The 25,199-nt window shown below is 64.8% G+C and carries 23 protein-coding genes; 15 read left to right on the top strand and 8 right to left on the bottom strand.

Features of this window, described 5'->3' with window-relative positions:
- Positions 1-52 precede the first annotated feature (52 nt).
- A complete protein-coding gene (locus tag K7I12_RS14700) occupies positions 53-643 on the top strand; it encodes a LysE family translocator (RefSeq protein ID WP_231664554.1) in 591 nt (196 codons plus the stop codon).
- A gap of 62 nt (positions 644-705) precedes the next feature.
- Here the strand turns inward: K7I12_RS14700 and K7I12_RS14695 are convergent, their stop codons facing one another.
- Entirely contained in the window at positions 706-1,602 is an 897-nt protein-coding gene (locus tag K7I12_RS14695) for a LysR family transcriptional regulator (protein WP_231664553.1), read from the bottom strand.
- A 124-nt stretch (positions 1,603-1,726) separates the two neighbouring features.
- Here K7I12_RS14695 and K7I12_RS14690 point away from each other — a divergent pair, with 124 nt between their 5' ends.
- The 4 genes from K7I12_RS14690 (at position 1,727) to K7I12_RS14675 (ending at position 5,978) form a co-directional block, all read left to right on the top strand.
- Positions 1,727-2,647 (top strand): HalD/BesD family halogenase, encoded by a 921-nt coding sequence (locus K7I12_RS14690; RefSeq protein WP_231664552.1) that lies wholly within the window; start codon positions 1,727-1,729, stop codon positions 2,645-2,647.
- A 51-nt stretch (positions 2,648-2,698) separates the two neighbouring features.
- The gene (locus K7I12_RS14685) at positions 2,699-3,976 is read left to right on the top strand and encodes a M24 family metallopeptidase (RefSeq protein WP_231664551.1); all 1,278 of its coding nucleotides are present in this window, start codon (positions 2,699-2,701) and stop codon (positions 3,974-3,976) included.
- Between the two features lie 35 nt (positions 3,977-4,011).
- Entirely contained in the window at positions 4,012-5,019 is a 1,008-nt protein-coding gene (locus K7I12_RS14680; protein WP_231664550.1) for an isopenicillin N synthase family dioxygenase, read from the top strand.
- A 101-nt stretch (positions 5,020-5,120) separates the two neighbouring features.
- On the top strand, positions 5,121-5,978 hold the full coding sequence (locus K7I12_RS14675; protein WP_231664549.1) for a glycine betaine ABC transporter substrate-binding protein: 858 nt from the start codon (positions 5,121-5,123) through the stop codon (positions 5,976-5,978).
- A 73-nt stretch (positions 5,979-6,051) separates the two neighbouring features.
- Here K7I12_RS14675 and K7I12_RS14670 read toward each other — a convergent pair whose 3' ends face one another.
- Complete coding sequence (locus K7I12_RS14670; protein ID WP_231664548.1) at positions 6,052-6,807, bottom strand: tRNA-uridine aminocarboxypropyltransferase; 756 nt, start codon at positions 6,805-6,807, stop codon at positions 6,052-6,054.
- 281 nt (positions 6,808-7,088) lie between these two features.
- Between K7I12_RS14670 and K7I12_RS14665 the strand changes: the two genes are divergently transcribed.
- The 3 genes from K7I12_RS14665 (at position 7,089) to K7I12_RS14655 (ending at position 12,041) form a co-directional block, all read left to right on the top strand.
- The gene (locus tag K7I12_RS14665) at positions 7,089-8,309 is read left to right on the top strand and encodes an AAA family ATPase (RefSeq protein ID WP_031384558.1); all 1,221 of its coding nucleotides are present in this window, start codon (positions 7,089-7,091) and stop codon (positions 8,307-8,309) included.
- Positions 8,306-8,809 carry a hypothetical protein gene (locus tag K7I12_RS14660; RefSeq protein WP_084173579.1) on the top strand — a complete coding sequence of 168 codons (504 nt, stop codon included), beginning with the start codon at positions 8,306-8,308 and terminating at the stop codon, positions 8,807-8,809. The genes K7I12_RS14665 and K7I12_RS14660 overlap by 4 nt, the downstream gene beginning before the upstream one ends.
- Positions 8,810-9,179: 370 nt before the next feature.
- Positions 9,180-12,041 (top strand): ankyrin repeat domain-containing protein, encoded by a 2,862-nt coding sequence (locus tag K7I12_RS14655; protein ID WP_035575358.1) that lies wholly within the window; start codon positions 9,180-9,182, stop codon positions 12,039-12,041.
- A gap of 85 nt (positions 12,042-12,126) precedes the next feature.
- Here the strand turns inward: K7I12_RS14655 and K7I12_RS14650 are convergent, their stop codons facing one another.
- Positions 12,127-12,882 carry a tRNA-uridine aminocarboxypropyltransferase gene (locus K7I12_RS14650; RefSeq protein WP_051907514.1) on the bottom strand — a complete coding sequence of 252 codons (756 nt, stop codon included), beginning with the start codon at positions 12,880-12,882 and terminating at the stop codon, positions 12,127-12,129.
- 152 nt (positions 12,883-13,034) lie between these two features.
- Entirely contained in the window at positions 13,035-13,982 is a 948-nt protein-coding gene (locus K7I12_RS14645; RefSeq protein ID WP_031384562.1) for a bile acid:sodium symporter family protein, read from the bottom strand.
- 459 nt (positions 13,983-14,441) lie between these two features.
- On the opposite strand from K7I12_RS14645, the gene K7I12_RS14640 reads away from it, so the two are divergent.
- The 5 genes from K7I12_RS14640 (at position 14,442) to K7I12_RS14620 (ending at position 17,358) form a co-directional block, all read left to right on the top strand.
- Positions 14,442-14,588: a hypothetical protein gene (locus K7I12_RS14640; protein ID WP_160171098.1), complete on the top strand. Its 147-nt coding sequence runs from the start codon at positions 14,442-14,444 to the stop codon at positions 14,586-14,588.
- On the top strand, positions 14,585-15,415 hold the full coding sequence (gene tcdA, locus K7I12_RS14635) for a tRNA cyclic N6-threonylcarbamoyladenosine(37) synthase TcdA (RefSeq protein WP_031384563.1): 831 nt from the start codon (positions 14,585-14,587) through the stop codon (positions 15,413-15,415). The genes K7I12_RS14640 and tcdA overlap by 4 nt, the downstream gene beginning before the upstream one ends.
- Positions 15,405-15,638: a DUF1653 domain-containing protein gene (locus K7I12_RS14630; protein ID WP_031384564.1), complete on the top strand. Its 234-nt coding sequence runs from the start codon at positions 15,405-15,407 to the stop codon at positions 15,636-15,638. Before tcdA ends, K7I12_RS14630 begins: the two co-directional genes overlap by 11 nt.
- A 118-nt stretch (positions 15,639-15,756) precedes the next feature.
- Positions 15,757-16,263, top strand: coding sequence for a 5-(carboxyamino)imidazole ribonucleotide mutase (purE, locus tag K7I12_RS14625; RefSeq protein WP_231664547.1), 507 nt, complete (start codon positions 15,757-15,759; stop codon positions 16,261-16,263).
- A 3-nt stretch (positions 16,264-16,266) separates the two neighbouring features.
- The gene (locus K7I12_RS14620) at positions 16,267-17,358 is read left to right on the top strand and encodes a 5-(carboxyamino)imidazole ribonucleotide synthase (RefSeq protein WP_031384566.1); all 1,092 of its coding nucleotides are present in this window, start codon (positions 16,267-16,269) and stop codon (positions 17,356-17,358) included.
- Positions 17,359-17,457: 99 nt separating this feature from the next.
- On the opposite strand, the gene K7I12_RS14615 is transcribed toward K7I12_RS14620, so the two are convergent.
- Positions 17,458-19,092, bottom strand: a complete 1,635-nt coding sequence (locus K7I12_RS14615) for a BCCT family transporter (RefSeq protein WP_231664546.1) — start codon at positions 19,090-19,092, stop codon at positions 17,458-17,460.
- 120 nt (positions 19,093-19,212) lie between these two features.
- On the opposite strand from K7I12_RS14615, the gene K7I12_RS14610 reads away from it, so the two are divergent.
- Positions 19,213-19,812 carry a YqaA family protein gene (locus K7I12_RS14610; protein WP_231664545.1) on the top strand — a complete coding sequence of 200 codons (600 nt, stop codon included), beginning with the start codon at positions 19,213-19,215 and terminating at the stop codon, positions 19,810-19,812.
- A gap of 117 nt (positions 19,813-19,929) precedes the next feature.
- Complete coding sequence (locus K7I12_RS14605; protein ID WP_031384569.1) at positions 19,930-20,925, top strand: LLM class flavin-dependent oxidoreductase; 996 nt, start codon at positions 19,930-19,932, stop codon at positions 20,923-20,925.
- Positions 20,926-21,006: 81 nt separating this feature from the next.
- On the opposite strand, the gene tal is transcribed toward K7I12_RS14605, so the two are convergent.
- The 3 genes from tal to K7I12_RS14590 all read right to left on the bottom strand — a co-directional run bounded on the left by tal (position 21,007) and on the right by K7I12_RS14590 (position 25,079).
- The gene (gene tal, locus K7I12_RS14600) at positions 21,007-21,960 is read right to left on the bottom strand and encodes a transaldolase (RefSeq protein WP_031384570.1); all 954 of its coding nucleotides are present in this window, start codon (positions 21,958-21,960) and stop codon (positions 21,007-21,009) included.
- A gap of 40 nt (positions 21,961-22,000) precedes the next feature.
- Complete coding sequence (gene xylB / locus K7I12_RS14595; RefSeq protein ID WP_231664544.1) at positions 22,001-23,497, bottom strand: xylulokinase; 1,497 nt, start codon at positions 23,495-23,497, stop codon at positions 22,001-22,003.
- A 103-nt stretch (positions 23,498-23,600) separates the two neighbouring features.
- Positions 23,601-25,079, bottom strand: coding sequence for a mannitol dehydrogenase family protein (locus K7I12_RS14590; protein WP_231664543.1), 1,479 nt, complete (start codon positions 25,077-25,079; stop codon positions 23,601-23,603).
- Between the last annotated feature and the right edge of the window lie 120 nt (positions 25,080-25,199).

Raw genomic sequence — 25,199 nt, 5'->3', positions numbered from 1 at the left:
GGCTGCGGTGACCGCCATCGACTGGCCCTTGTTGCTAGGCGCGTCAGCGATCATGGCGCTAACGCCGGGGGCAAATCAGCTGCTTTCGCTCTCCAATGGCTTCCGCGTCGGTATCGCGCCGGCGATGACGGCGGCCTGTGGGCGCTTCGCGGCCTTCGTACTCATGGTGATCGGTGTCGCCGTGGGGCTTGGGCATTGGCTGGCAACGTCAGCGATTTTCTTCAACGTGCTCAAGTGGGTGGGTGCAGCGTATCTGCTCTATTTAGGCATTCGTACGTTGATGACGGCCTGGCGTCCCACGGCTAGGCCGATGAGCGCTGACATCGAAACCACTCGGGCCGGGCTACTCATACGTCGGGAAGCACTGGTCGCGCTCTCCAACCCCAAGGCATACGTGCTGTTCGCCCTCTTCCTGACACAGTTTCTCCACGCTGACACCGAGTCGTTCGCGCCAGCGATCATGCTGGCGGGGCTGGTTTATATCCTGATCGAGTTCGGCTGTGCGTTAGTGTACGCCGGCGCCGGGCATCTGCTGGGCCAAGGCAGCGTCACGCTTCGTCGTCAACGCTGGCTGGATGGTGTTAGCGGCTCGACGATGGTGGGCTTGGCGGGTTGGTTAATGCTGGAGAAACGTCCCGCTTGAAGTACAGTATTCGCATCAATGATCAGTGGCGAATTTGCTTCAGGTTCGAGAACAGCAGCGTTTCACCCTGCCGCGTCTCCCTCCTCCAATACCTCGGCGATCAAGGCGACGAAGTCATCGAAGGCCGGGTGCATGGGGCTGGGGGAGCGATGCACCTCGAGTACGGCCGGTGGTAATGGCGGCAGGCCCTCGGCGGCGCCCAACACTTGCCATCCCTCGGGGAGCAGGCGCCGCTCCCCAACCGTCAAGGTTTGGCCCTGCCCCACGATGACTTTCAATCCGCTGGGGCTCTGACTGGTGGAGACGAGCTGCCAGTCGCGACCAGTATCGGCGAGCGCGGCCAGCGCCCGACGCCGGTAGACGCACTGCTCCGGGAACAGCGCCAGCGGAATCGGCCGCGCGGCGTCGAGTTCAAAACGCCGGTGCGCCGCCCAGACTACCTCCTCCGTGGTCACGGGGCGTCCACCGCTACTCGGTTCATGCTGCACCGCCAGCACGATGTCCAACGACCCCTTCTCGAGTTGCTCCAGCAGTTCCGTCGACATGCGGCAGTGGATATGCACATGAACGTCGGGATGCCGGGCGCCGAAGCGTTCGAGCAATGCCGGCAACCAAGTATCGGCATAGTCCTCGGGGAGGCCGAAGCGCAGCGTCACCGGCTGAGAACGCCCCAGCGCCGCGATCGCCTCGCGCTGCAGCTGCAGCAGGCGCCGCGCGTAGACGAGGTAGGTCTCGCCGTCGCCGGTCAACGTGAGTCGACGGCTGCCACGCTCGATCAGCAAGGTGTCGAGGCGCGACTCGAGCGTGCTGATGCGCAGGCTGATGGTCGACTGCGTCTTGTGCAGGTAACGCGCCGCGGCGGTGAAACCGCCGCTGTCGGCCACGGTGACGAAGGCCAGCAGCAGATCGCTGTCCAGCGCGGCCAGCGCCGTGCTATCGGTAGTTCCGATGGCTGCCATTGAAATGACTCGTTTTACTGATGGGAGAGTTCTGTCCAGCATAGAGGACATCGACAGGCCGCCCAACCTTCACGGCGGCAACGTCTTGTCACCCGACACCTTGCTGATCGAGAGGACACCTGCCATGCCGACGACCGCTGCCACGATCGACGCCAAGCCGACCCAGCGCCGGCTCGCCGATGCCGAGCGCACCGACCTGAGCGAACTGGTCGATACCGACCGCTATCCGCTGCATGACGTCGACGACCCGCGCCTTCAGGCCGAGATTGCCCGGGCGCGCGAGGACCTGGACCGAGAAGGCTGTGCCGTGCTGCGCGGCTTCCTGCGCCCCGAGGCATTGGAGCAGGCTCGCGACGAAGGGCATGAACTCTCGACCAAGAGCTATTACTCCAGCTGTCGCGTCAACGCCTGGTTCACCAGCGACGACGAAAGCCTCCCCGAGAGCGATCCCCGGCGGCATTTCATGGAGCGCACCAGCGGCTTCGTGACCCGCGACATTATCCCCGCCGATACGGTGATCCAGCAGCTTTACGTCTCGCCGGCGATGAAGCGCCTGGTGGCCGAGTGCCTGCAGGAGGACGAGGTCTACGAGTATGCCGACCCGTTCGCCGGCCTGGTGCAGAACGTGTTGCCTCCGGGCACCGAGCAGCCCTGGCACTACGACACCAACGAATACATCGTCACGATGATGACCGACATACCGGACAGCGGCGGCGAGTTCCAGTACTGCCCCAACATCCGTACGCCGGCGGGCGAGAACTACGCCGGCGTCGGCGCGGTGATCCGCGGCGAGGACACCGCTACGCCCCGCACCCTGCTGCTGCGTCCCGGCGACCTGCAACTCTTCAAGGGTCGTTACTCGCTGCACCGCGTGACACGCGTCAGCGGTGAACGAGAGCGCCACACGGCAATCTTCGCCTATTCGCAACAGCCGGGCGTGGTGGGTCGGCTGGAGCGTACGCGCCAGCTCTACGGGCGCGTCTCGGAAGCGCATATCGAAGCGGAAAAACGCCGTGAGGAACGCGCCGACGGACTGCTCGACTGATCGAAACGCCTGGAACTGGCTGATTCAATTTCAATGACTGGACCGACGACCATGACCAGCTTGTCATCCTCGCTGCCTTCCCTGCTGGAAGGCACCGATATCCTGGCGCCGACGCACGACCCCGCCGAGTGCGAGCCCACCATGGCCGAGAGCCGCCAGATTCTTCTGGATCGCTTGGCACGTACCCGGGCAGAGCTGAAGAAACGCGATATCGTCGCCGCCGTGCTGTTCGACCCGACACACGTGCGCTACGCCACCGGCGCCCGCAATATGCAGGTCTACTCGGCACGCAACCCGGCCCGCTACGCCTTCGTGCCGGCGGAAGGCCCGGTGGTGATGTTCGAGTTCTCCGGCTGCAGTCACTTGACCGAAGGGCTGCCGGGCATCGACGAAACACGCCCGGCGACGGCGATCTCCTATTACTTCTGTGAAGACAATCTGCAGCAGACCACCGAGGCGTGGGCGGACGAGATCGACGAACTAGTACGCCAATGCGGCGGACAAAAAGGCGACAAGGTGGCCATCGAAAGCGCCACCTCGCAGGCGGCCTTCGCGTTGGTCGAGCGCGGCTGGCAGATCTGCGACGCCCAGATCCCGCTGGAGCGGGCGCGGGCGATCAAGGTCCCCAACGAGATCAAGATGGTGCGCAGCTCGCTGCGCGCGGTCGAGGTCGGGGTCCGCAAGCTGGAAGCGGCGATTCGCCCCGGCGCCACGGAGAACGAGGTCTGGTCGCAGCTGCACCAGCACATCATCGCCACCGACGCGGACTACGTCGAAACCCGGCTGATGAATTCCGGGCCGCGCACCAACCCCTGGTTCCAGGAATGTTCCAACCGCGTCATCCAGGATGGCGAACTGGTGGCACTGGATACCGACGTCGTGGGCCGTTATGGCTATTATGCCGATTTCTCGCGGACCTTCCTGTGCGGCGACGGCCAGGCGACGTCCACCCAGCGCGAGTTGTATCGCATGGCCTTCGATCAGGTACGCACCAACATGGCCCTGATCGCGCCGGGCATGTCGTTCAAGGAATACGCCGAGAAAGCCTGGCAGATTCCTCAGCCCTACAAGGCGCGGCGCTATTTCGCGCTGGCGCACGGGGTCGGCATGACCGGCGAATACCCTTATATCGTTCACCGCGAAGACATCGACGACAAAGGCTACGACGGCATCATGCAGCCCGGCATGACGCTGTGCGTGGAAAGCTACATCGGCCACGAAGACGGTGGCGAAGGCGTCAAGCTCGAGGAGCAACTTTACATTCGCGACGATGGCCAGGTCGAATTGCTTTCCGACTATCCGCTCGATACGCGGCTGCTGGCCGACTGAGGGCCAGCCGTCTCATCCCGACACAAGGGAACGCCATGACCCAGACACTGATTCCGCATATCGACCTGACGCCGCTACTCGCCGACGACCCGGCGCGCGACGAGGCGCGCCAGGCCATCGTCGACGCCGCCTGCCGTTCCGGCTTCATGACCGTGGGCATCTCACCGGGACAACTGGGTCTGCCCGACGACATCCATGCACGGCTGCTGCGCTTTTTCGAGCTCGATGCCGCCGCCAAGCAACGCCTGGCGCGACACAAGTTCGAACCGGCCAACCGCAACGTCTATCGCGGCTATTTCCCGCCGCAGAACGAGGACCCGACCTGGAAGGAAGGCATCGACCTCGGCGCGGATGTCGCTCATCCCGAACGCGCCGACGCGGCGAGCGGCGACCCGCTGCGCGAGCCCACGCCCCGGCCGTCGGCAGCGTCCCTGCCGGGCTGGTCGGACGATGTCGCCGCCTATTACACGGCGATGGAATCCCTGAGCGGCGTGATCGCCGCGGCACTTGCCGAGGGGCTCGATGTCCCGCGCGACACGCTCATGCAGCCCTTCGAACGCGGCAACTCGACGCTGCGCCTGATTCATTACCCCGAGCGTCCCGCCGAGACACTGGCCAGCATGCCGGCCGTCGATGGCCAGGGCGATGCACGGCGCTGGATGGTCGGCGCGCCGCATTGCGACAACGGCTTCATCACCCTGCTTTGGCAGGACCGCGTCGGCGGCCTGCAAGTGCAAACGCCCGACGGCGACTGGGAAGACGTCGCACCGCGCGACAACGCCCTGGTGGTCAACTTCGGGCGCCTGCTGGCGGACTGGTCCGGCGGGCGGATCCAGGCCACGGAACACCGCATCGTCGGCGGCACACGGTCGCGTCACTCGATTCCGTTCTTCTTCGAACCCGCTGTCGAGGCCACCATCGAGCCCCCGGGCAACGATGGCGACGGCGGCTATGTCTACGGCGACCGGCTGTGGCAGCGCATGCAGGCCTTCGTCGAATTCCAGGGGCTGAAACGCGCACCTACCGCCGGCATCAGCGCCTGATCCGCATCAGCACCTGAAAGCGGCGCCTGACAATAGCCAAGGCTCGGCACATCAATATAATACTGTGTTTTCGATAGAAACAAAAAAAGAGGGATACCGTTATGAAAAAGACTCTGCACACCCTGACGGCTGCAACACTGCTCATGGCCGCGACGACGGCCCAGGCCGAGGACAAGTCTCTGGTGATCGGCACCAACAACTGGGCCGAGAATATCGCCGTCGCCAATCTCTGGAAACTGGTGCTCGAGGAGCGCGGCTACGATGTGGAGCTGTCGGATGTCAGCAAGAGCGCACTCTACGCCGGCATGGACAGCAAAGACATTGATCTGTCGCTGGAGATCTGGCTGCCCTACACCGACGGGAGCTTCCTGGCACCCTACAAGAATACGCTCGAGGTTCACGATGCCTGGTACGACAAGACCGGCCTGGGACTGGTGGTGCCGGAATACGTCGATATCGATACGATCCCCGAGCTCGCGGCGCATGTCGACGAATTCAAGTATCAGGGCAGCCCCACGATCCTTGGCATCGGCCCTGGCTCCGCTATCGCCGGCCTGACCGACGACGCCATCGAGACCTACGATCTGCCGCTGAAACAGGTCAATAGCTCCGGCCCGGCGATGATGTCTGCGCTGGACAGTGCCTACAAGAACGAAGAGCCGATCGTGGTGACGCTGTGGAATCCGCACTGGGCGTTCGCCGACTACGACCTCAAGTATCTCGAGGATCCGAAGAAGGTCTACGGCGATGGCGATACCATCTACTGGTTCTCCCGCCAGGGGTTTGGCGAGGATGACCCGTGGCTGACGGCGGTGCTCGACGCCTGGCACATGAGCGATGCAAGCCTTAGCGACCTGATGTCAGAGATCGAGTCCCAGGGCGATCCGGTAGCCGGTGCTCAGACGTGGCTCGATGAGAATCAGGATCAGGTCGACGAGTGGCTGGCCGCCGGGCAATAGCCCCCAACGACACGCGTCCCAGCAAAACCGGGTGCGACACAGGTCAGTCATCACAGCGTCGGTCTTGCTAACGCTAGCGCCTTTCCAGCAACCGCTGCATCGCCGCGGTCGGGGCCTCGAGCTTGCCGTGCCGGCGGCTGGCCGCGTAGCTGTCGTTGAAGGCATCGAAGTAGTCGTCGAGAGTCGCCGCCGCCTCACCGTCGCCGGTCTGGTGGAGCAGTTCGGCGGCGACCTCGGCGGTACACAGATGCTCACTCGGGGCCGGTTTGCGCAGCCGGTAGCGGGTGGTGCGTTCGCTGTGCAGCGGCAATACCGGCAACGCGGCCAGGTACGCGCTGCGGCGGAACATGCGCCGCGCCTGACGCCAGGTGCCATCGAGCAGGATCAGCACCGGAATGCGGCCATCGCGCTTGGCGGCGCGCACGGCGTCGGGGCCGACCACCCGCTCGGCGTAGTCCGGCTGATCATCGGGAAACACCACGAAGGGCGCGAACCGAGGATCGTCGAGACGCGCCAGCAGGGTCGGGTCGGGCGCCGTGCGACACCAGGTGAAGACCTCGGTGGTATCCAGGATATCGCCGATCAGGCGCCCGGTGTTGGTCGGCTTGTAATGCTCGTAGGGGTGCGTCAGCAGCCACACGCGGGTCTCGCTGGTGGTGGCCACCTTGTAGGGACACAGGCAATTGAGGCTGGGCAGTCGGCACGCCTCGCAGCGCGTCACGAAGCTGCCCCGGGCGTTGAACGGCTTGCGACGCGGAGTATCGCCCGAGGCGTCTTCGCCACGCTGGGCGCCCCGCTCACGACAAGGTTCGCTATCACAATCGGCCATAGGCTCGTACGCACCGGGCTTGGACCCTGACTCGGTGACCCAAGCAGGACGCTGAATGAAGACGCTAGATGAAAGAGCCGGGTAGTTTAGCATGCGCGGCCTGGGTACCCGTCAAGCGATCCGCCGGCGGTTATCGGGGCAACGACAGTCTGCGCGCTTTATTGCGGCTCATGCTGGCTAGCGCTCAGACAAGCACTGTCGTAGGGCCAACCAGTCGACCGTACTTCACTAACATGCCAGACTGCCATCTTGGACCCTCACTACTAGTAGAATACCGCTGAATGAAGCTAAAGCGCCTGATACTGGAGAACTTTCGCGCCAAGCCATCTCTGTCGATGACGCTGGGGCCGCGCCTGACGCTGCTAATGGGCGCCAATGGTAGTGGCAAGACCACCTTGCTGGACGGTATCGCCATTGGGCTCGGTGAAATCCTCACCTATCTGCCCGGTGTGTCGGGCATGACCTTCAAGAAGCGGGGCGATATTCATCAGCGGGGTAACCACTTGGCGCCCTATACACGGATTACCCTGGAAACCTTTCAAAGGCTTTCCTGGGACCGACTCCAGCGGCGCGACAATAGCAAGAAGACAGCCGGTGAGATCCCTCCGGGACAGGGAGTAAAAGCGCTCAAGCAACATCTCGACATTACCGTGATAGATCCTTGGGCAGCCGGAGAGCCCTTCGAACTGCCGGTGTTTGCCTATTACGGCGTTAGCCGCGCCTTGCTGGATCTACCCCTCAGTCGCAAGGGATTTCCCAAGTCCCACGAACGTTTCGATGCCTTGGCCAATGCGCTGAACGCCGATACGCGTTTCAAGTCGGCCTTCGTCTGGTTCTACAACAAAGAAAACGAGGAGCATCGGCTGCAAAGGCAGCACAAGAGCTTCGACGTAACGCTGCCGGAGCTGGATGCGGTACGCCGTGCCATCACGCAGTTATTTCCCGACCTCTCCGAGCCGCATATCGAACTCAATCCGCTGCGCTTCGCAGTGAAGCAGCAGGGCGAATGGCTGAATATCGCTCAGCTCAGCGATGGCTATCAGACCCTGCTGGGGCTGGTCATCGACCTCAGTTCGCGAATGGCCATGGCCAACCCACATCTAGATGATCCACTGGCGGCTGAAGCGGTGGTGATGATCGACGAAGTCGATCTACACCTACATCCCGAGTGGCAACGGCGTGTAGTGGGAGACCTGCTAGTCACCTTTCCCAATACCCAGTTCATCATCACCACCCACAGCCCCTTTATCGTCGAGGCGCTCAACAATCATCTCAAGCGCAGCCAGCTCGATGGCCTCGAGATCACCCATGAAGCCATCCAGGCACTATTGCCGCTATCGCCGAAAGAGGTGGCCGCCTATCTCATCACGCCGGACGAGGCCCAGTCGCTGATGGCGGCCGACCTGGGGCTGCTCGATGACAAGCTGCTCAGCCACTTCAATGCCATCAATCGCCTCTATGACGAGATGCGGGATATCGAGTGGGAGCATCGCGAGGCATGAATCTGGGCAAGTATCAGGACTGCGTGTGTCGGAGGATGGGCAACACCCAGGCGTTGTGCCGCGGGGAACTGACGTTAGGTGAGCAAGGCAAGCGGATTCGCCTGACCCCCAAGGCAGGGGAGCAGGCCGTCGCAGTGGTGCTGGATGGCTGTGTCTTGCGCGATAATCAGCCGAAGTGCGACGGACTCTTCCTCTGGCAGGGCAATCAAAGTAATGCCGCCGTGCTCGTCGAACTCAAGGGCGCCGGTGATATCCCGCACGCTTTCGAACAGCTTGCCTACGTGAAGCGGCAGCGGCCGGAATATCGGGCATTGGTGAAATCCCTGCGTGCAGAAGCTGGCGCTGGCCGACGCGTGTTGGAAAAGGCCGTGGTGATCACCAACGGCATGCTCTCCAAGCCGGATCAGGAGCGGCTGGAAGATCATTATGGCATCCGTGTGATGGCCGTCCTGCATTGTGAAGCCAGCTCGCCAATTCCTGAGTTGCGAGACCATCTCTGACCGCACCGCGAGAGATTACATTAGTCACCAAGGTAGGCATCGACGCAAGGAGAAACACTCGATGGCCGACCTACCTCCACTGAAAGTATACTACGACGGCATCTGCCCCATTTGCCGACAAGATCGCGCCCGCTACGAAAGCTGGCTGGGCAGGCGAGTCCGACCGGCAGGTGACAGCAAACGCTGCGCGACAAGGGCGTGGGCGCGCAGGCAGCGCTGCTCTCCCTACACGTGGAAGAAGAGGACGGGCGCACCGGGAGGAAATCGACGCCTTGTGCTCCGACCTGACTTTGATCCTTGAACGGGCCTCTGAAACAATCAGATTCGTTTACACGTAGACAGCCTTACTTAACAAACGAGCTCTCATCCTATGCGAGTCTTGCTTTACAGCGATCTGGACGCGGCATCGATTCCCGGTTTCCAGAAGTTACGCTCCGCCCTTGAAGCGGACAATTTTCGACAGGCCGATGTACGCAAGATCGGTGACAACCTTTATCGAGCACGCCTCAACAAACGTGATCGCGTACTGTTCTCGCTTTACCGGCATGCCCACGAAACCTGCTGCCTGATACTCGAATACCTGCGCAATCACGCCTATGAACGCTCGCGCTTTCTGGCCGGCGACGCCGTGATCGATGAAGACAAGATCCCCCGCTTGCAGGCCCCCGAAGAGGCAGAAGCCGCCCCCCTGAGCTACCTTCATCCGACTCGCGAGCGCTTCCATCTGCTCGACAAGATCCTGACCTTCGACGACGAGCAGGAAGCTATCTTCGCTTCGCCCTCACCGCTGGTCATCATCGGCTCGGCAGGCAGTGGCAAGACCGCGTTGATTCTCGAGAAGCTCAAGCAAGCCATCGGTGATGTGCTCTATGTCAGCCTTTCGTCCTATCTCGTGACCAGCGCTCGGGAGCTCTATTACGCCCACGGTTATGACAACCCCGATCAGTCGGTGGATTTCCTGTCGTTCCAGGAATTACTGGAAACCATCCAGGTGCCTCAAGGTCGGCAGGTCGAGAATCGGGATTTTCAGGACTGGTTCCAGCGCCATCGCCAAGGCAGTGGTCTGAGTGATTCACATAAACTTTACGAAGAGATCCGCGGCGTGATCACCGGAGCGACGACCGCGAGCGGTTGGCGTTCCCGGGAGGAATACCTGGAGCTCGGTGTCAAGCAATCGATCTTCCCGGAAGCCGAGCGCCCCCGGGTCTACGATCTTTTCGAACGCTACCTGGCGTTTCTCGGTGAGCAAGGGCTCTATGATCCCAACCTGGTTGCTCATGATCATCTCGCTCTCGTGCAACCCGGCTACGACTTCGTGGTGATCGACGAGGTGCAGGACATCACCAACGTTCAGCTCTACCTGATTCTAAAGAGCTTGCGGGAGCCCGGACAGTTCCTGCTCAGCGGCGACGCCAACCAGATCGTCCACCCCAACTTCTTCTCCTGGGCCAGCGTCAAGTCGCTCTTCTTTCATGAGCACGACCTGACCCGTCACGGCGAAGTCGTGCGTATCCTGCATGCCAATTACCGCAATGCGCCACTGGTCACTGCACTGGCCAACCGCATCCTCAAGATCAAGCATGCACGGTTCGGCTCGGTGGATCGCGAGAGTAACTATCTGATACATAGCGCTGTCGAGCAGTCGGGGCAGGTCCAACTCCTGGAGAACCGGGAAACGCTCAAGCGCGAACTCGACAACCGCACCGCACGGTCAACGCGTTTCGCAGTAATAGTGCTGCATCCGGCACAGAAGGAGGAAGCCCGGCGCTGGTTCCGCACCCCGCTGGTCTTCTCGATCCAGGAAGCCAAGGGTCTCGAATACGACAGCGCCATCCTTTACAACGTGATCAGCGAGGATGCAGACATGTTCCAGGCGATCACCCAGGGCGTAGCCCCCGAGGACCTGGAGCGCGAGGAACTCGATTACCGCCGTGGCAAGGACAAACACGATAAATCACTGGAGATCTATAAGTTCTTCATCAACGCCCTGTATGTGGCGGTAACCCGGGCGGTGCGCAATGTCTACCTGGTGGAGACGCAGCTCGACCATCCGCTATTGCAACTGCTGAATGTTGCAAGCCTGGAAGGTGAACTCCAGTTGCAACAGGACGATTCATCTCTCGAGGACTGGCAACACGAGGCCAGACGGCTCGAGCTCCAGGGCAAGGACGAGCAGGCCCAGGCGATCCGTGAGCAGATACTGGATGAACAACCGGTGCCCTGGACGGTACTGGATCGTGCGGGCTTCGAGGAATTGCGCCACCAAGCCCTCGTCGAGGGGGGCAAGAAGCAGCGTCTCGAAGTCTTCGAATACGCTCTGCTTCATCATCATCGCCCGACCCTTAACGCCTTAGCCGAGGCCGGCTTCAAGCCGGCCCTCAATGATAAAGCCAAGGCGGCGCATCAGCTCCACCGCAATCACTTCATGAGCTACGAGATGAGCCACCCTACGGCCGTGCTCAGGGATACGCAGCGCTACGGGGTGGATCATCGTATTCGCTTCGGCCTCACGCCCTTGATGATCGCAGCGCGATTGGGCAACAGTGCCCTGGTGGCGCAGTTGATCGAACGAGGAGCCAATCCGACGCTGACCACCAACAATGGTTTCACCGCCCTGCATTTCGCCCTGGAACAAGCGATGCTCGACGATACCTTTGCACGTCAACGCTTCCCCGCCCTCTACCCTCTGCTGGCCCCGGCTAGCCTCAACGTGCAAGTCGATGGCCGTCTGGTGAAGCTCGATCGTCGACTGATGGAAACCTTCCTTCTCGAACTGCTGCAAGCCATGTTCTATCGCCATCTCGGCCCGGTCCTGGCATGGAACCACGGCTACACAGCCCAGGATATTGAAGGTTGGGTCTCTCGACTTCCCGATAGTGTCTTGCCTGCGCGCCGCAAGCGCCGAGCCTATCTCTCCAGCGTTCTGGCCAAGAACGAAATCCAGCGCGAGGATCGTTACAATCGCAAACTGTTCCTGCGCCTGCGGCGCGGACACTACGTGCTCAACCCGGCCCTGAAGCTTCGCGATGGTGCAAGCTGGATCGGCTTGCATGAACGCTTCTTGCTGGAGGATCTGGGGATCCGTCGGTCCGCGGAACGGCTGTCCTCTCAAGAAATACGCCTGTTCGACGCTGACTTTCTGCGCCGCCAGGATCAGTATCAGCAAGATACACTGAAGACCCAGCGAGGTACCCTGCTCAGTCTGGGAGCCGGTAGCCAGGGCGGCCAATAACCGAGGACAGGGGCAACATTGGAAAAGCCGCCTTGCATCGCCACTTCAACGATCGCAATCGAGTTCGCTGAGTGGTTTATCGGCGCTAGCGCCTTGCCAGCAGCCGCTGCATCGGCGCGGTCGGAGCCTCGAGCTTGCCGTGCCGGCGGCTGGCCGCGTAGCTGTCGTTGAAGGCGTCGAAGTAGTCGTCGAGGGTCGCCGCCGCCTTGCCGTCGCCGGTCTGGTGAAGCAGCTCGGCGGCGACCTCGGCGGTACACAAATGCGCACTCGAGGCCGGCTTGCGCAGCCGGTAGCGGGTCGCGCGCTCGCTGTGCAACGGCAATACCGGCAAGCGCTCGAGATAGGCGCTCTTGCGAAAGATTCGCCGCGCCTGGCGCCAGGTGCCGTCGAGCAGAATCAGCACCGGAATGCGCCCCTCGCGCTTGGCGGCGCGCACGGCGTCGGGGCTGACCACGCGCGCGGCGTAGTCCGGCTGGTCGTCGGGGAACACCACGAAGGGCGCGAACCGCGGGTCTGCAAGGCGCGCCAGCAGGGTCGGGTCGGGCGCCGTGCGATACCAGGTGAAGACTTCGGTGGTGTCCAGAATATCGCCGATCAGCCGCCCGGTGTTGGTCGGCTTGTAATGCTCGTAGGGGTGTGCCAACAGCCACACGCGGGTCTCGCTGGCGGCGGCCACCTTGTAGGGGCACAGGCAGTTGAGGCTGGGCAGCCGACACGCCTCGCAGCGCGTCACGAAGCTGCCCCGGGCGTTGAACGGTTTGCGCCGCGGAGCATCGCCCGAGACGTCTTCGCCGCGCTGGGCGCCCCGCTGACGACAAGGCTCGCTATCACGATCGACCATAGGCTCGTACGCACCGGGCTTGGACCCTGACTCGGTGACCCAAGCAGGACGCTGAATGAAGACGCTAGATGAAAGAGCCGGGCAGTCTAGCATGCCCGGCCCCGATTCCCCTCAAGCGATCCGTCACGTGCTAACGGCGGATCGCCGGTCGCTCAGCGCGGGGCCAGCGCCGGCTCGGCCTCGTCGCCAACCGGGCGGCGCTTCCAGTAGCCCGCCAGCAGCGAGCCGGAAACGTTGTGCCAGACCGAGAACAGCGCCCCGGGAAGCGCCGCGGTGGCGGTGAAGAACTGGTTGGCCAGCGTCACCGCCAGGCCGGAGTTCTGCAGGCCGACCTCGAAGGCGATGGTGCGCGCGGTGCGCTTGTCGAAGCGCAGCGCCCGGGCCAGCGCATAGCCGCCGCCCAGGCCGATGGCGTTGTGCAGGACCACCGCCAGCGCGACGATCGGACCCAGCGTGGCCAGCCTGCCGGCGTTGAGGGCAACGACGATGGCAATGATCAGCACGATGGCCGCCATCGCCAGCGTCGCCAGCGCCGGCTCGACGCGCTGGATGTGGCTACCGAGCAGATGATGGATCACCACCCCCAGCACGATCGGCGCGACCACCAGCTGGGCGATGCTCATCAGCATTCCGGCCACCGGCACGTCGACGCTCTGTCCGACCAGCAGCAGTGTCAGCAACGGCGTGGCGAACACCGAGATCAGCGTCGAGACCATGGTCATCGAGACCGACAGCGCCACGTGGCCACCAGCCAGCCAGGTCATGACGTTGGACGAGGTGCCGCCGGCGGTGGCACCCACCAGCACCATGCCGGTGGTCAACTCCGGCGATAGCCCCAGCATCAGCGAGACCAGCAGCGCCGCCATCGGCATGATCAGGAACTGCAGCACCACGCCCACGGCGATCGGCTTGGGCGACTTGACCACCCGGGCGAAGTCGTCCCTGGAGAGCGTCAGCCCCATGGCGAACATGATGATGACCAGCAGCGTCTTGATGTAGCCGGCCAGGCCGCTGAACAGCTCGGGCAGCAAGGCGGCGACGACCGCGAGCAGCACGGCCCACACGGGGAACAGACGGTTGATGCGTTCGAAGATCGACATGACGTGTCCTAGGCGTTGAAAGGTCCGGATGGACGACGGCCGCTAGCAGCCTGTCGGACTTAACGCTGATCTGCTGCGAAACCCGGGCTTTCGGCCAATTTCATTCGCTCTGATTCGTTAAATAGCGCGCTATTCGCCTCATCAGATCGATCAACTTGTCTCGAAATCCGCTTTTCTCGCGACGATCGGTCAAATCCGACAGACTGCTAGGCGGGCTGACCCGCGCGGCTCTGGTTGGGCAACGCCACGGCGTTGCGGGCGCTGCTTAGCCGGCTATCATGCCGCAACGCCCAGGCGGCGGAAAGTCGACCTTGGCACGATCATCGATCACTCGGGGGGCGTCAGCCGCCCCTGATTCAGCCAGTGGTCGGCCTGGCGCGGCACGCCTGTCGAGGGTGACAGGGCGGGGCCGGGGCGGCGACAATGCCCGTCCCTGTTGCAGCTACTTCGAGTGCCCTGATGAGTCCAGCGACGACATTCGACGACCGTCTGCCGATCGTCTACCAGGACGATACCCTGGTCGCGATGCACAATCCCTCAAGCCTGCTGGTCCACTGCGGTGGTGACGCTTGCGCTGCCCCCCATGCCTGCGAGGCGCTGTCATGAGCGACGATTACGCCTTTCGCTTCGGCGGCATTCGCCGCCTCTATGGCGCCCGGGCGGCGTCGCGTTTCCAGCGCGCCCACGTGGTGGTGGTGGGCCTCGGCGGCGTGGGCAGCTGGGCGGCGGAGGCGCTGGCCCGCTCAGGGGTAGGCCGGCTGACGCTGATCGATCTCGACGACGTCTGCGTGTCCAACGTCAACCGTCAGCTGCACGCCCTGGACGGCAGCATCGGCCGGCCCAAGGTCGAGGTGCTCGCCGAGCGCTTTCGGGCGATCAACCCGGCGCTCGAGGTGATCGCCGACAACGCCTTCGTCACCCCCGGCAATCTCGAAGCGCGCATTCCCGAGGACGCCGATCACGTCATCGATGCCATCGACAGCGTCCTCGCCAAGGCGGCGCTGATCGCCTGGTGCAAGCGCCGCAAGCTGGGCCTGACGGTGACCGGCGCCGCCGGCGGCCAGACCGACCCGGCGCGGATTCGCACCGCCGACCTGAGTCGCACCGAACATGATCCGCTGCTCGCCAAGGTGCGTGCCCGGCTGCGCCGGGATTTCGGCTTCTCGCGCAATCCCAAGCGCCGCTTCGGCGTCGAATGCGTCTATTCTGACGAACAGCTGATCTATCCGGATGGCGACGGCGAGGTCTGCCTGCAGAAACCCGGGCTCGGCGAGGCGACCCGGCTCGACTGCGCCAGCGGCTTCGGCGCGGCGAGCTTCGTCACCGGCAGCTTCGGCTTCGTCGCCGCCTCGCGGACCCTGGCCCGCCTGGCCGAGCGCGCCCGCCGTGAAGCCGCTACCGCCACTCGCGAGGAGTCCTTTGATGCATCATGAAGCATCCCGCCCGGTACCGGGCATCTATCGCCACTACAAGGGCCAGAGCTACGAGGTGCTGGGTCTGGCCCATCACAGCGAGAGCACGGAACCGATGGTGGTGTACCGCGCGCTGTACGGCAGCTATGGACTCTGGGTGCGGCCACTGGCGATGTTCGTCGAGACCGTCGAGGTCGCCGGCGAGCCGGTCGCGCGCTTCGCCCTCGTCGCGGCCTTCCCGTGATGTAGCATGCCCTGGCGTGCCGGCGATGGTATACTGCGTCGCTTGTTTTAACGGTCGCCGGGCCCGCCTCGCAGACGCGCCGGGCGAACCGCGCGACAGCAATCTAAGCGGAGGCAGCATGAGCGCACTGGTAGGCGTCATCATGGGATCGAAATCGGACTGGTCGACGCTGAGTCACACCGCCGAGACCCTCGAGCGACTGGGCATCGAACACGAGATCCAGGTGGTTTCCGCGCACCGCACGCCGGATCTGCTGTTCGACTACGCCGCTGGCGCCGCCGAGCGCGGCCTCGAAGTGATCATCGCCGGGGCCGGCGGCGCCGCTCATCTGCCGGGCATGGCCGCCGCCAAGACGGTACTGCCGGTACTCGGCGTGCCGGTCCAGTCGAGCATGCTCAGCGGCGTCGACTCGCTGCTGTCGATCGTCCAGATGCCCGCCGGCATTCCCACCGGCACGCTGGCGATCGGCCGCGCCGGGGCGATCAACGCCGCGCTGCTGGCGGCGGCGATGCTCGGCAACAAGTATCCCGAGATCCGCGCCGCCCTCGAAGACTACCGGGCCGAACAGACCCGCGCCGTGCTCGACGCGCCGGACCCGCGGCCGTCCTTGTCAGGGGAGAATTGATCGATGCGTATCGGAATCGTCGGTGGCGGCCAATTGGGCCGCATGCTCGCCGAAGCCGGCGCCGGCTTCGACGCTCGCTTCACCTTCCTCGACCCGGGCGACGCGCCCTGTGCGGCACTGCACGGTCGCCACTTGCACGCCGCCTGGGACGACGCCGAGGCGCTCACCGCGCTGGTCGACTCAAGCGATGCGCTGACCTTCGAATTCGAGAACGTCGACCCGGCGGTGGTCGCCCGCCTCGCCGAGCAGCGCCCCGCCTACCCGCCCGCCCAGGCGCTGGCCATCGCACGTGACCGCTGGGCCGAAAAGACCCTGTTTGGCGAGCTTGAGATCCCGGTGGCGCCGGTGGCGCGCATCGACAGCCAGGCCGAGCTGGACGACGCGATCGCCGAGATCGGCCTGCCCGCGGTACTCAAGACCCGCACCCTGGGTTACGACGGCAAGGGCCAGAAGGTGCTGCGCGAGCGCGCCGACGTCAGCGGTGCCTTCGCCGAACTGGGCGAGGTGCCGCTGGTCCTGGAAGGCTTCGTCGACTTCGATCACGAGGTCTCGCTGATCGCGGTGCGCGACCCTGTCGGCGAGACGCGAGTCTGGTCGCTGGTCAGAAACGAGCATCGCCAGGGCATGCTGCACTGCTCTATTGCGCTGGCCGATCATCCGCTGCAGCGCGTGGCCGCGGACTATGCCGGGCGGGTGCTCAAGCGGCTCGATTACGTTGGCGTGATGGCCTTCGAATTCTTCGTTGCCGGCGACGACCTGCTGGCCAACGAGATCGCCCCGCGGGTTCACAACTCCGGGCACTGGACCATCGAGGGCGCCACCACCAGCCAGTTCGAGAATCACCTGAGGGCGATCGCCGGGCTGCCGCTGGGCGCCACCGAGCGGCTGACGCCGTGCGCCATGCTCAACGTGATCGGCGCCCTGCCGGAACGCGAAGCGGTACTCGCGGTACCGGGAACGCGCTGGCACGACTACGGCAAGGCGCCGCGCCCGGGCCGCAAGCTCGGCCACATCACCATACTCGCCCCCGACGAGGCCAAGCTCGACGAGCGTATCGAAGCCGTCGAGGCGCTGCTGGTCAACGACCTGGGCTGACCCGGCGCAGACGAGCGCCGCCCCCAGAGCCGTCCCTCGGAGGCTGTGTGAAAAAGCCTCCGAGGCCGGGCGTTGGTGCACCTGGACCAATCACGACAATCAGCTGCCTTCGCGGGTATTGATGCGCCGATTGACCACACCGGGGGCGCGGCGGTAGCGATCGGCTTCGGCGAGTTCGTCGGCCTCGAAGACGTCGGCGCCGACCGGGGTATCGCCATGACGGCGATAGAGCGCGGTGAGCATCGCCTTGCGGTCGGAGCGCAACTCCTTGATCAGCACGAATATCATGCCATAGATAATGAAGGTGAATGGCAGCGCCGAGAGCACCGAGGCCGACTGCAGCCCCTTCAACCCGCCGGCGATCAGCAACGTCAGACAGATGGCGGCGATCAATAGTCCCCAGGCGATGCGCTTGTAGAGCGGCGGGTTGATCGAACCGCCATCGGTCATCTGGGCGACAATGTAGGTCGCCGAGTCGGCGGAGGTCACCAGGAAGATGAAGATCAGCAGCAGGGCGACCAGCGACAGCGCCTCGGTGAACGGCATCAGCTCGAACATCTTGAACAGCGCCGAAGTGATGTTCTGGTCGGTGGCGGCGGCCAGGCCGACGTCGCCGGTCAACTCCATGTTGAGCGCCGCACCGCCGAACACCCCGATCCACAGGGTGGCCAGCAACGGCGGCATGATCAGCACGCCGAACACGTATTCCTTGATGGTGCGGCCCCGCGAGATACGGGCGACGAAGGTGCCCACGAACGGTGACCAGGCGATGACCCAGGCCCAGTAGAAGATGGTCCACTCATTGGCCCAGGTGCTGTTGTCATATGGCGAGGTGCGCAGGCTCATGACGATGAAGTTCTGCAGATAATCGCCGATCCCCAGGGTGATCGTCTTGAGGATCGCCAATGTCGGCCCGGCGATCAATACGTACAACATCAGCGCAAAGCACAGCACCAGGTTGATGTTTGATAGACGCTTGATGCCCTTGTCCAGACCGCCCCAGGCCGACGCCATGTAGCAGACGAACATCGCGCCCATGATCGCGAACTTCCAGAAGGCGTTTTCCTCGACGCCGAACACCGCCTTGAGACCGCCATTGATCTGCAATACGGCCAGCCCGATCGAGGTCGCCACCCCCATGATGGTCGCCACCACGGCGAAGATATCCAATGCCGGCGTCCATTTGCGCAATTTCGGACGCTTGGCGGTGACCGATGACAGCACCGACGAGACCAGGCCGGCCTGGCCCTTGCGGAACTGGAAGTAGGCGATGATCAGGCCGACGATCGAGAATGCCGCCCACTGATGGATGCCCCAGTTGAAGAAGCTGTACTGGATGGCATAACGCGCCGACGCGACCGACTCGGGTTCGACATCGCCGAACGGCGGACGTAGATAATGGGTCATCGGCTCGGCCATGCCATAGAACACCAGGCCGACACCGAAGCCGGCCGCCAGCAACATGGCGACCCACGAAAAGAAGCTGTAACTCGGCGTGCTGTCCTGGGGGCCGAGGCGAATCTTGCCGTACTTGCTCAACGCCAGGCAGACCAGGAACAGCACGAAGCCGAACACCGAAAACAGATAGAACCAACCGAAGTAACGTCCGATCGTCTTCAGGGCCGCGTCGGCCACCGCGCCGAACTGGCTGGGAAAGGCGGCGCCCACCGCCACCAGGGCGATGATGATCAAGGCGGAAATGGTGAAGACGCGCTGCCGTCCAGAGTTGGCCATTGAGGATTTCCTTTTCCTTGGAGTCGCGTTAGCGCCAGCTTGCCATTACTCTTCCCGCTATAGCAATCAACCGGCGCGTTCGTTCACAGGCCGAGATGCGCCACGCCAGCGGGCTCCGCCATGTCCTTACCCTCGTTCACCTCACTGGCTTCCGCCACCGCCTGGCTCGAACGCCTGTCGACGTCGCGCCACGCCATGGCGCTGCTGTTCCTTGCCTCGATTCTCGAAACCCTGATCGTGCCGATTCCCATCGAACTGATCCTGATCCCGTGGATGATCAGCCAGCCCAGCGCCAAGTGGCGCCTGGCCGCGGTAGCGCTGGCCGGCAACCTGACTGCCGCGTTGATCGGCTACGGGCTGGGCGGCCTGGCCATGACGCAATGGGGGGATTCGCTGATCTCGCTGTTCGGCGGGCAGCAGGCCTACAGCAACTTCGAGAGCCGCTTCGACGCCAACGGCTTTCAGGCGATCCTCGCCGTGGGCATCGTGCCGATACCCTTCCAGATCGCCATGCTGGTGGCCGGCGCCAGCCACTACCCATTGCCGCTGTTCCTGCTGGCCGCGCTGATCGCCCGCGGCATCCGCTACTTCGGCCTGGCGTTGTTGGTGGCCTTGGTCGGCAATAGCGCCACACGACTCTGGCGACGACACTCCAAGCCGGTTGGCGCGGTGGCACTGCTGGCATTCGCCGTCTGGGCGTATTTCCAGTTCGTATCCTGAGCACAGCCGGCGGTTTTCGCCACGCGGGGCGCCTGACGCTTGAGTTCGTGGCAGCGCGCCCCCACAAGAGGATTATTAAGACGCTAACGAGAGCGTCGCATCCACTTTGAGGACACCATGCCCCGACTTGCCAACACCCCGCTTTCCGTGCTCGACCTGGCGCCGATCCGCCAGGGCGGCAGCATCGCCGAGACCTTCGCCGACAGCACCGCGCTGGCCCGCCAGGTCGACGAACTCGGCTTCAACCGCTACTGGCTGGCCGAGCATCACAACATCGACGGCATCGCCAGTGCGGCAACCTCGGTGCTGATCGGCCACATCGCCGGCGCCACCCGGCGCATCCGCGTGGGCAGCGGCGGAATCATGCTGCCCAACCATCCGCCACTGGTGATCGCCGAGCAGTTCGGCACCCTGGAAACGCTCTACCCCGGGCGCATCGACCTGGGCCTGGGGCGCGCGCCGGGCTCCGACGGCGCGACCATGGCGGCGATGCGCCGCAACCCGCGCGCCGGGGTCAGCGACTTTCCCGAGCGGCTCGACGAGCTGCGCCGCTACCTGGGCGATGCCCTGCCCGACCAGCGCGTGCGCGCGGTGCCCGGCCAGGGCACCCACGTGCCGATCTGGCTGCTCGGCTCGAGCGGCTACAGCGCCCAGCTCGCCGCGCGGCTCGGCCTGCCGTTCGCCTTCGCCGCGCAGTTCGCGCCGGGCTACCTGTTCGAGGCGCTGCGCCTGTATCGCGAGCAGTTCCGGCCGTCCGCGGTGCTCGATGCGCCCTATGCGATGGTCGGCATGCCGCTGATCGCCGCCGACAACGACGCCCACGCCGATTATCTTGCCACCACCGCGCAGCAGAAGTTCCTCAACCTGATTCGCGGGCGCAGCACCCGCGCCCAGCCGCCGGTGGAAAGCCTCGACTGGACGCCCCACGAGCAGGCCGCGGTCGCCCAGCATCTGGGCGCGGCGGTGGTCGGCGGGCCGGAGAGTGTGCGCGCGGGGCTCGAGCGCTTCATCGAGCAGACCGGCGCCGACGAGCTGATGCTGGTCACCGACGTCTTTGATGCCGCCGATCGCCGGCGCTCGTTCGAGCTCGTCGCCGATATCTGGCACGACTGAGTCGCGCCGCCTGCACGCATGACCGGCTGATGGCAAAAAGCCGGTTTGCGCCGGATTTCTCATGGCCGGAAGCGACCGGGTTCAGCCGCGCAGACGCTCGGCGAGCAGCTTCTCGAGCTTGCCCTGATCGTCGGCGAAGCGCCGGATGCCCTCGGCCAGCTTGTCGTTGGCCATGGCGTCCTGGTTGTGGCCCCAGCGGAATTCCGGCTCGGTCAGCGCCGGCAACCGTTCGGTGGCATCGCCGACATCGGTGATCTTGCGCTCGACCTCGCCCTCGCTGGCGGCCAGCTCCTCGAGCAGCGCCGGCGAGATGGTCAGACGGTTGCAGCCGGCCAACGCCAGGATCTGCCCGGTGGTGCGAAAGCTCGCGCCCATCACCACGGTGTCGTAGCCGAAGTCGCTGGCATAGCGGCAGACGCCCTGCACGAACTGCACGCCGGGGTCCTGCTCCGGAGCATAATCCTGACCGGTTTCCTTCTTGAACCAGTCGGTGACCCGGCCGACGAACGGCGAGACCAGGTGCACGCCGGCATCGAAGCAGGCGCGCGCCTGGGCGTCACTGAACAGCAGCGTCAGGTTGCACTGGATGCCCTCGCGCTCGAGGGTCTCGGCGGCGCGGATGCCTTCCCAGGTCGACGCCAGCTTGATCAGGATGCGCTCGCGGCCCACGCCGTGGCGTTCGTAGAGCTCGATCAGCTGGTGGGCCTTCTCGATGCTCGCCTGGCGATCGAACGACAGCCGCGCCGGGACCTCGGTGGACACGCGCCCCGGCACCAGCTCGGCGATCTCGCGGCCGATCGCTACCGACAACCGATCCACCGCCTGCTCGACCTGCGCGGCGGGATCGCCGACCTCGCGCTTGACGGCGTCGAGGGTCTCGTCGATCAGCGCCTGATGACCGGGCAGATCGAACGCCTTGAGGATCAGCGACGGGTTGGTGGTGGCGTCGTGGGGCTGATAACGACGAATGGCTTCCAGGTCGCCGGTGTCGGCGACGACCAGAGAGAGCTTCTTGAGAGCGTCGAGTTGACTCATGGGATCATCCTTCTGTCGATCAATGGGCTCGGCGCCGGCCTCAGGCCGGCACGTCGTAGCGTTCGGCCAGCGCCTGACGATAGCCACGGTAGCGTTCATCATAACGCGTCGCGGCCTCGCTGCGGGGCCGGGCACGGGTGTCGGCATCGAGACTCACCAGCCGCTGGCAGAGCGTGGCCAGCGAGTTGCCCTCGCCGCGCTGCCGGGCGTCGCACCACGCCGCCTGGATCGCCGCACCCAGCGCCGCGGCCTCGGTGAGCCGTGGGCAGACCACCTCGACGCCCAGCACGTCGGCAACGATCTGCCGCCACACCGGACTCTTGGCGCCGCCGCCCACCAGCCGGATCTCGCTGACCCGGTCGGCCAGCGGACCCAGCAGCTCGAGGCCATAGCGCATGCCATAGGTCGCCCCTTCGACCACCGCCCGGCACAGGTTGTCGGCGCTGGTGTTGACACTGGTCAGGCCGACGAAGCTGGCGCTGGCGTGGGGCAGCGGCGGCACTCGCTCGCCGTTGAAGAACGGCAGCACCATCACCCCCTCGGCACCGACCGGCGCGGCGGCGACGCGTTCGCCGAAGGTCGCCACGTCGAAGCCGAACAGCTCGCGTACCCGGGTGGTCGCCGAGGTCACGTTCATGGTGCACACCAGCGGCAGCCAGCCGCCGCTGCTGGCGCAGAAGTTGGCGACCATGCCCTGGGCGTCGATCACCGGCTCCTCGGCGTAGGCGCAAACCGTGCCCGAGGTGCCCAGGCTCATGGTCACTAGCCCCGGGGCGATGTTACCGGTGCCGATCGCCGCCATCATGTTGTCGCCGCCGCCGCTGGCGACCAGCACGTCATTGCTCAGGCCCAGCTCGCGGGCCACCTCGGCGCGCACCCGGCCGACCGGCTCCGACGAGTCGATCAGCCGCGGCAGCACCGTATTCGGATCGAGTTCCGGGGCGACGACCTTGAACGCCTCATGATGCCACGCGCGCCGGCGGGTATCGAAATAGCCGGTGCCCGAGGCGTCGCCGCACTCGGTGACCCGCTCGCCGGTCAGCCAGAAATTGAGATAGTCGTGGGGCAGCAGCAGGCTGTCGATGCGCCGGTAGGCCTCGGGGTGCGTATCGCGCAGCCAGGCCACCTTGGACGCGGTGTAGCCGGTCTGCAGCAGCAGGCCGAGCTTGTCGAGACAGCCCTGGCGGCCGCCCAGCGCCTCGATCAGGTGCTCGTTGTGCAGCGCGGTCTCGGTGTCGCACCACAGCTTGGCCGGGTAGACCGGCTCGCCCCGGGCGTCCAGCGCGACCATGCCGTGCTGCTGGCCGGAGACGCCGATGGCGCGAATCGCGCGGGCGTCGATGCCCGCCTCGGCCAGCGCGTCGGCGAACGCGCCGCGCAGCGCGGCCAGCCAGTCGTCGACCGACTGCTCGCGGCGCCCGCCGTCGCCCTCGATCAGCTGGTGCGCCCGGCTGCCCTCGCCGAGGATCGTCCCACGCTCGGCGTCGACGATCACCACCTTGGTGCTCTGGGTGCCGCAATCCACGCCTAGATACATGCCTTGCTCCCCTTTCAATCCTTTCAATCCTGGCAACCCTGGCGATCCCGACGCCGCCGGCGCCAACCAGTACCAGGGTAGCCGCCGCGGCTGGCGATGAACATCAGCGCGAGCCCACCAGCGCCTCGACGGTGGCCCGCGCGCCATCGCGATGCAGCCGCTCGAGGGCATCGAGATAGGCCGCGCAGAAGCGCTCGTCGTCGGCCAGTTCGCCGAACAATTGACGATTGCCGATGAACCCACGCGGGTTTTGGCGGTTGTCGGCGGCCAGCGTCATCAGTTCGTCCTTCAATCGGTCGACCACCTCGATCGGCTCGCCCCGTTCGTCTTGGCCCTCGGCGTAGCGCGCCCAGCTCGCCACCACCGCCGCGCTGCGCTTGATCTCGCCGCCACGTTCGAGCTGCTCGCGAATCACCGGCAGCAGCCACTTGGGGATGCGATCCGAGCTTTCGGCGCACAGCCGCGCCAGGGTATCGCGGATCTCGGGGTTGGCGAAGCGCGCAATCAGCGTGCGCTTGTAGTCGTCGAGATCGACCCCCGGCACCGGCGACAGCGTCGGCGTGGCCTCGAGGTTCATGTAGTCGAGCAGCAAGTCGACGAACAGCGGGTCCTGGCAGACCTCGTGGGCGTAGCGATAGCCGGCCAGATAGCCGAAGTAGGTCAGCGCCTGGTGGCTGGCGTTGAGCAGCCGCAGCTTCATCAGCTCGTAGGGAATCACGTCGTCGACCATCTGCACGCCGACCTTCTCGAGCGGCGGGCGGCCGAGCGGGAAATGATCCTCGAGCACCCATTGGGTGAACGGCTCGCAGACCACCGGCCAGCGGTCCTCGACGCCGAAACGCTCGGCGAGCGCCGCGATGTCGGCCGGCGCGGTCACCGGGGTGATGCGATCGACCATGGCGTTGGGGAAGCTGACCTCGGCCTCGACCCAGGCGCCCAGCTCGCCGTCCAGCGCCCGGGCATGGGCGGTGAACATGCGCCGGGCGACGTCGCCGTTGCCCTGGATATTGTCGCAGGACATCACGGTGAACGGCGCGATGCCCCGCACGCGACGCCGCTTGAGCGCGGCGACCACCAGTCCGAAGGTAGTGCGCGGCGCATCGGGCTCGGCAAGATCGTGGGCGACATCGGGGTTGGCCAGGTCGTAGTCGCCGGTGACGTGGTGAACGTTGTAGCCGCCCTCGGTGACGGTCAGCGAGACGATCCGCGTCGCCGGATCGGCCATGCGCTCGATCACCGCCTCGCGCTCCTCGGGGGCGTAGAGATAGTCGACGAGCGAGCCGATCACCCGCGGCTGGTAACGCCCGTCGGGGTGCTTGACCACCAGCGTGTAGAGATGATCCTGAGCGGCCAGGGCGTCGCGCATGCGCGTGTCGCCGGGCATCATGCCGACGCCGACGATCCCCCAATCGAGCGCCTCGCCGCGGTTCATCAGCTCGTCGAGATACATCGCCTGGTGGGCACGATGGAAGCCGCCCACGCCGATGTGGACGATGCCCGGAGTGACTCGCGAACGGTCGTAGCGCGGCGTGGCGACGGCGGCGTCGAATCCGGCCAGGGTGGCGTTGGTCAGTTCAGTCATCTAGCAGCCTGTCGGACTTAGCGTCGGCAGACAATGGACGCCGCCTGCCGCGGCAGATTTTTGCACCATCATGATGCCTACTTACGGGCTTCTGTGGCCAATATTCTCAAAACGAGCAGC

Source organism: Halomonas sp. IOP_31, assembly GCF_021151495.1.
Taxonomy (GTDB): Bacteria; Pseudomonadota; Gammaproteobacteria; order Pseudomonadales; family Halomonadaceae; genus Modicisalibacter; species Modicisalibacter zincidurans.
Note: the sequence above shows the minus strand (reverse complement) of the source record. Positions and strands in the feature narration are given on the sequence as shown.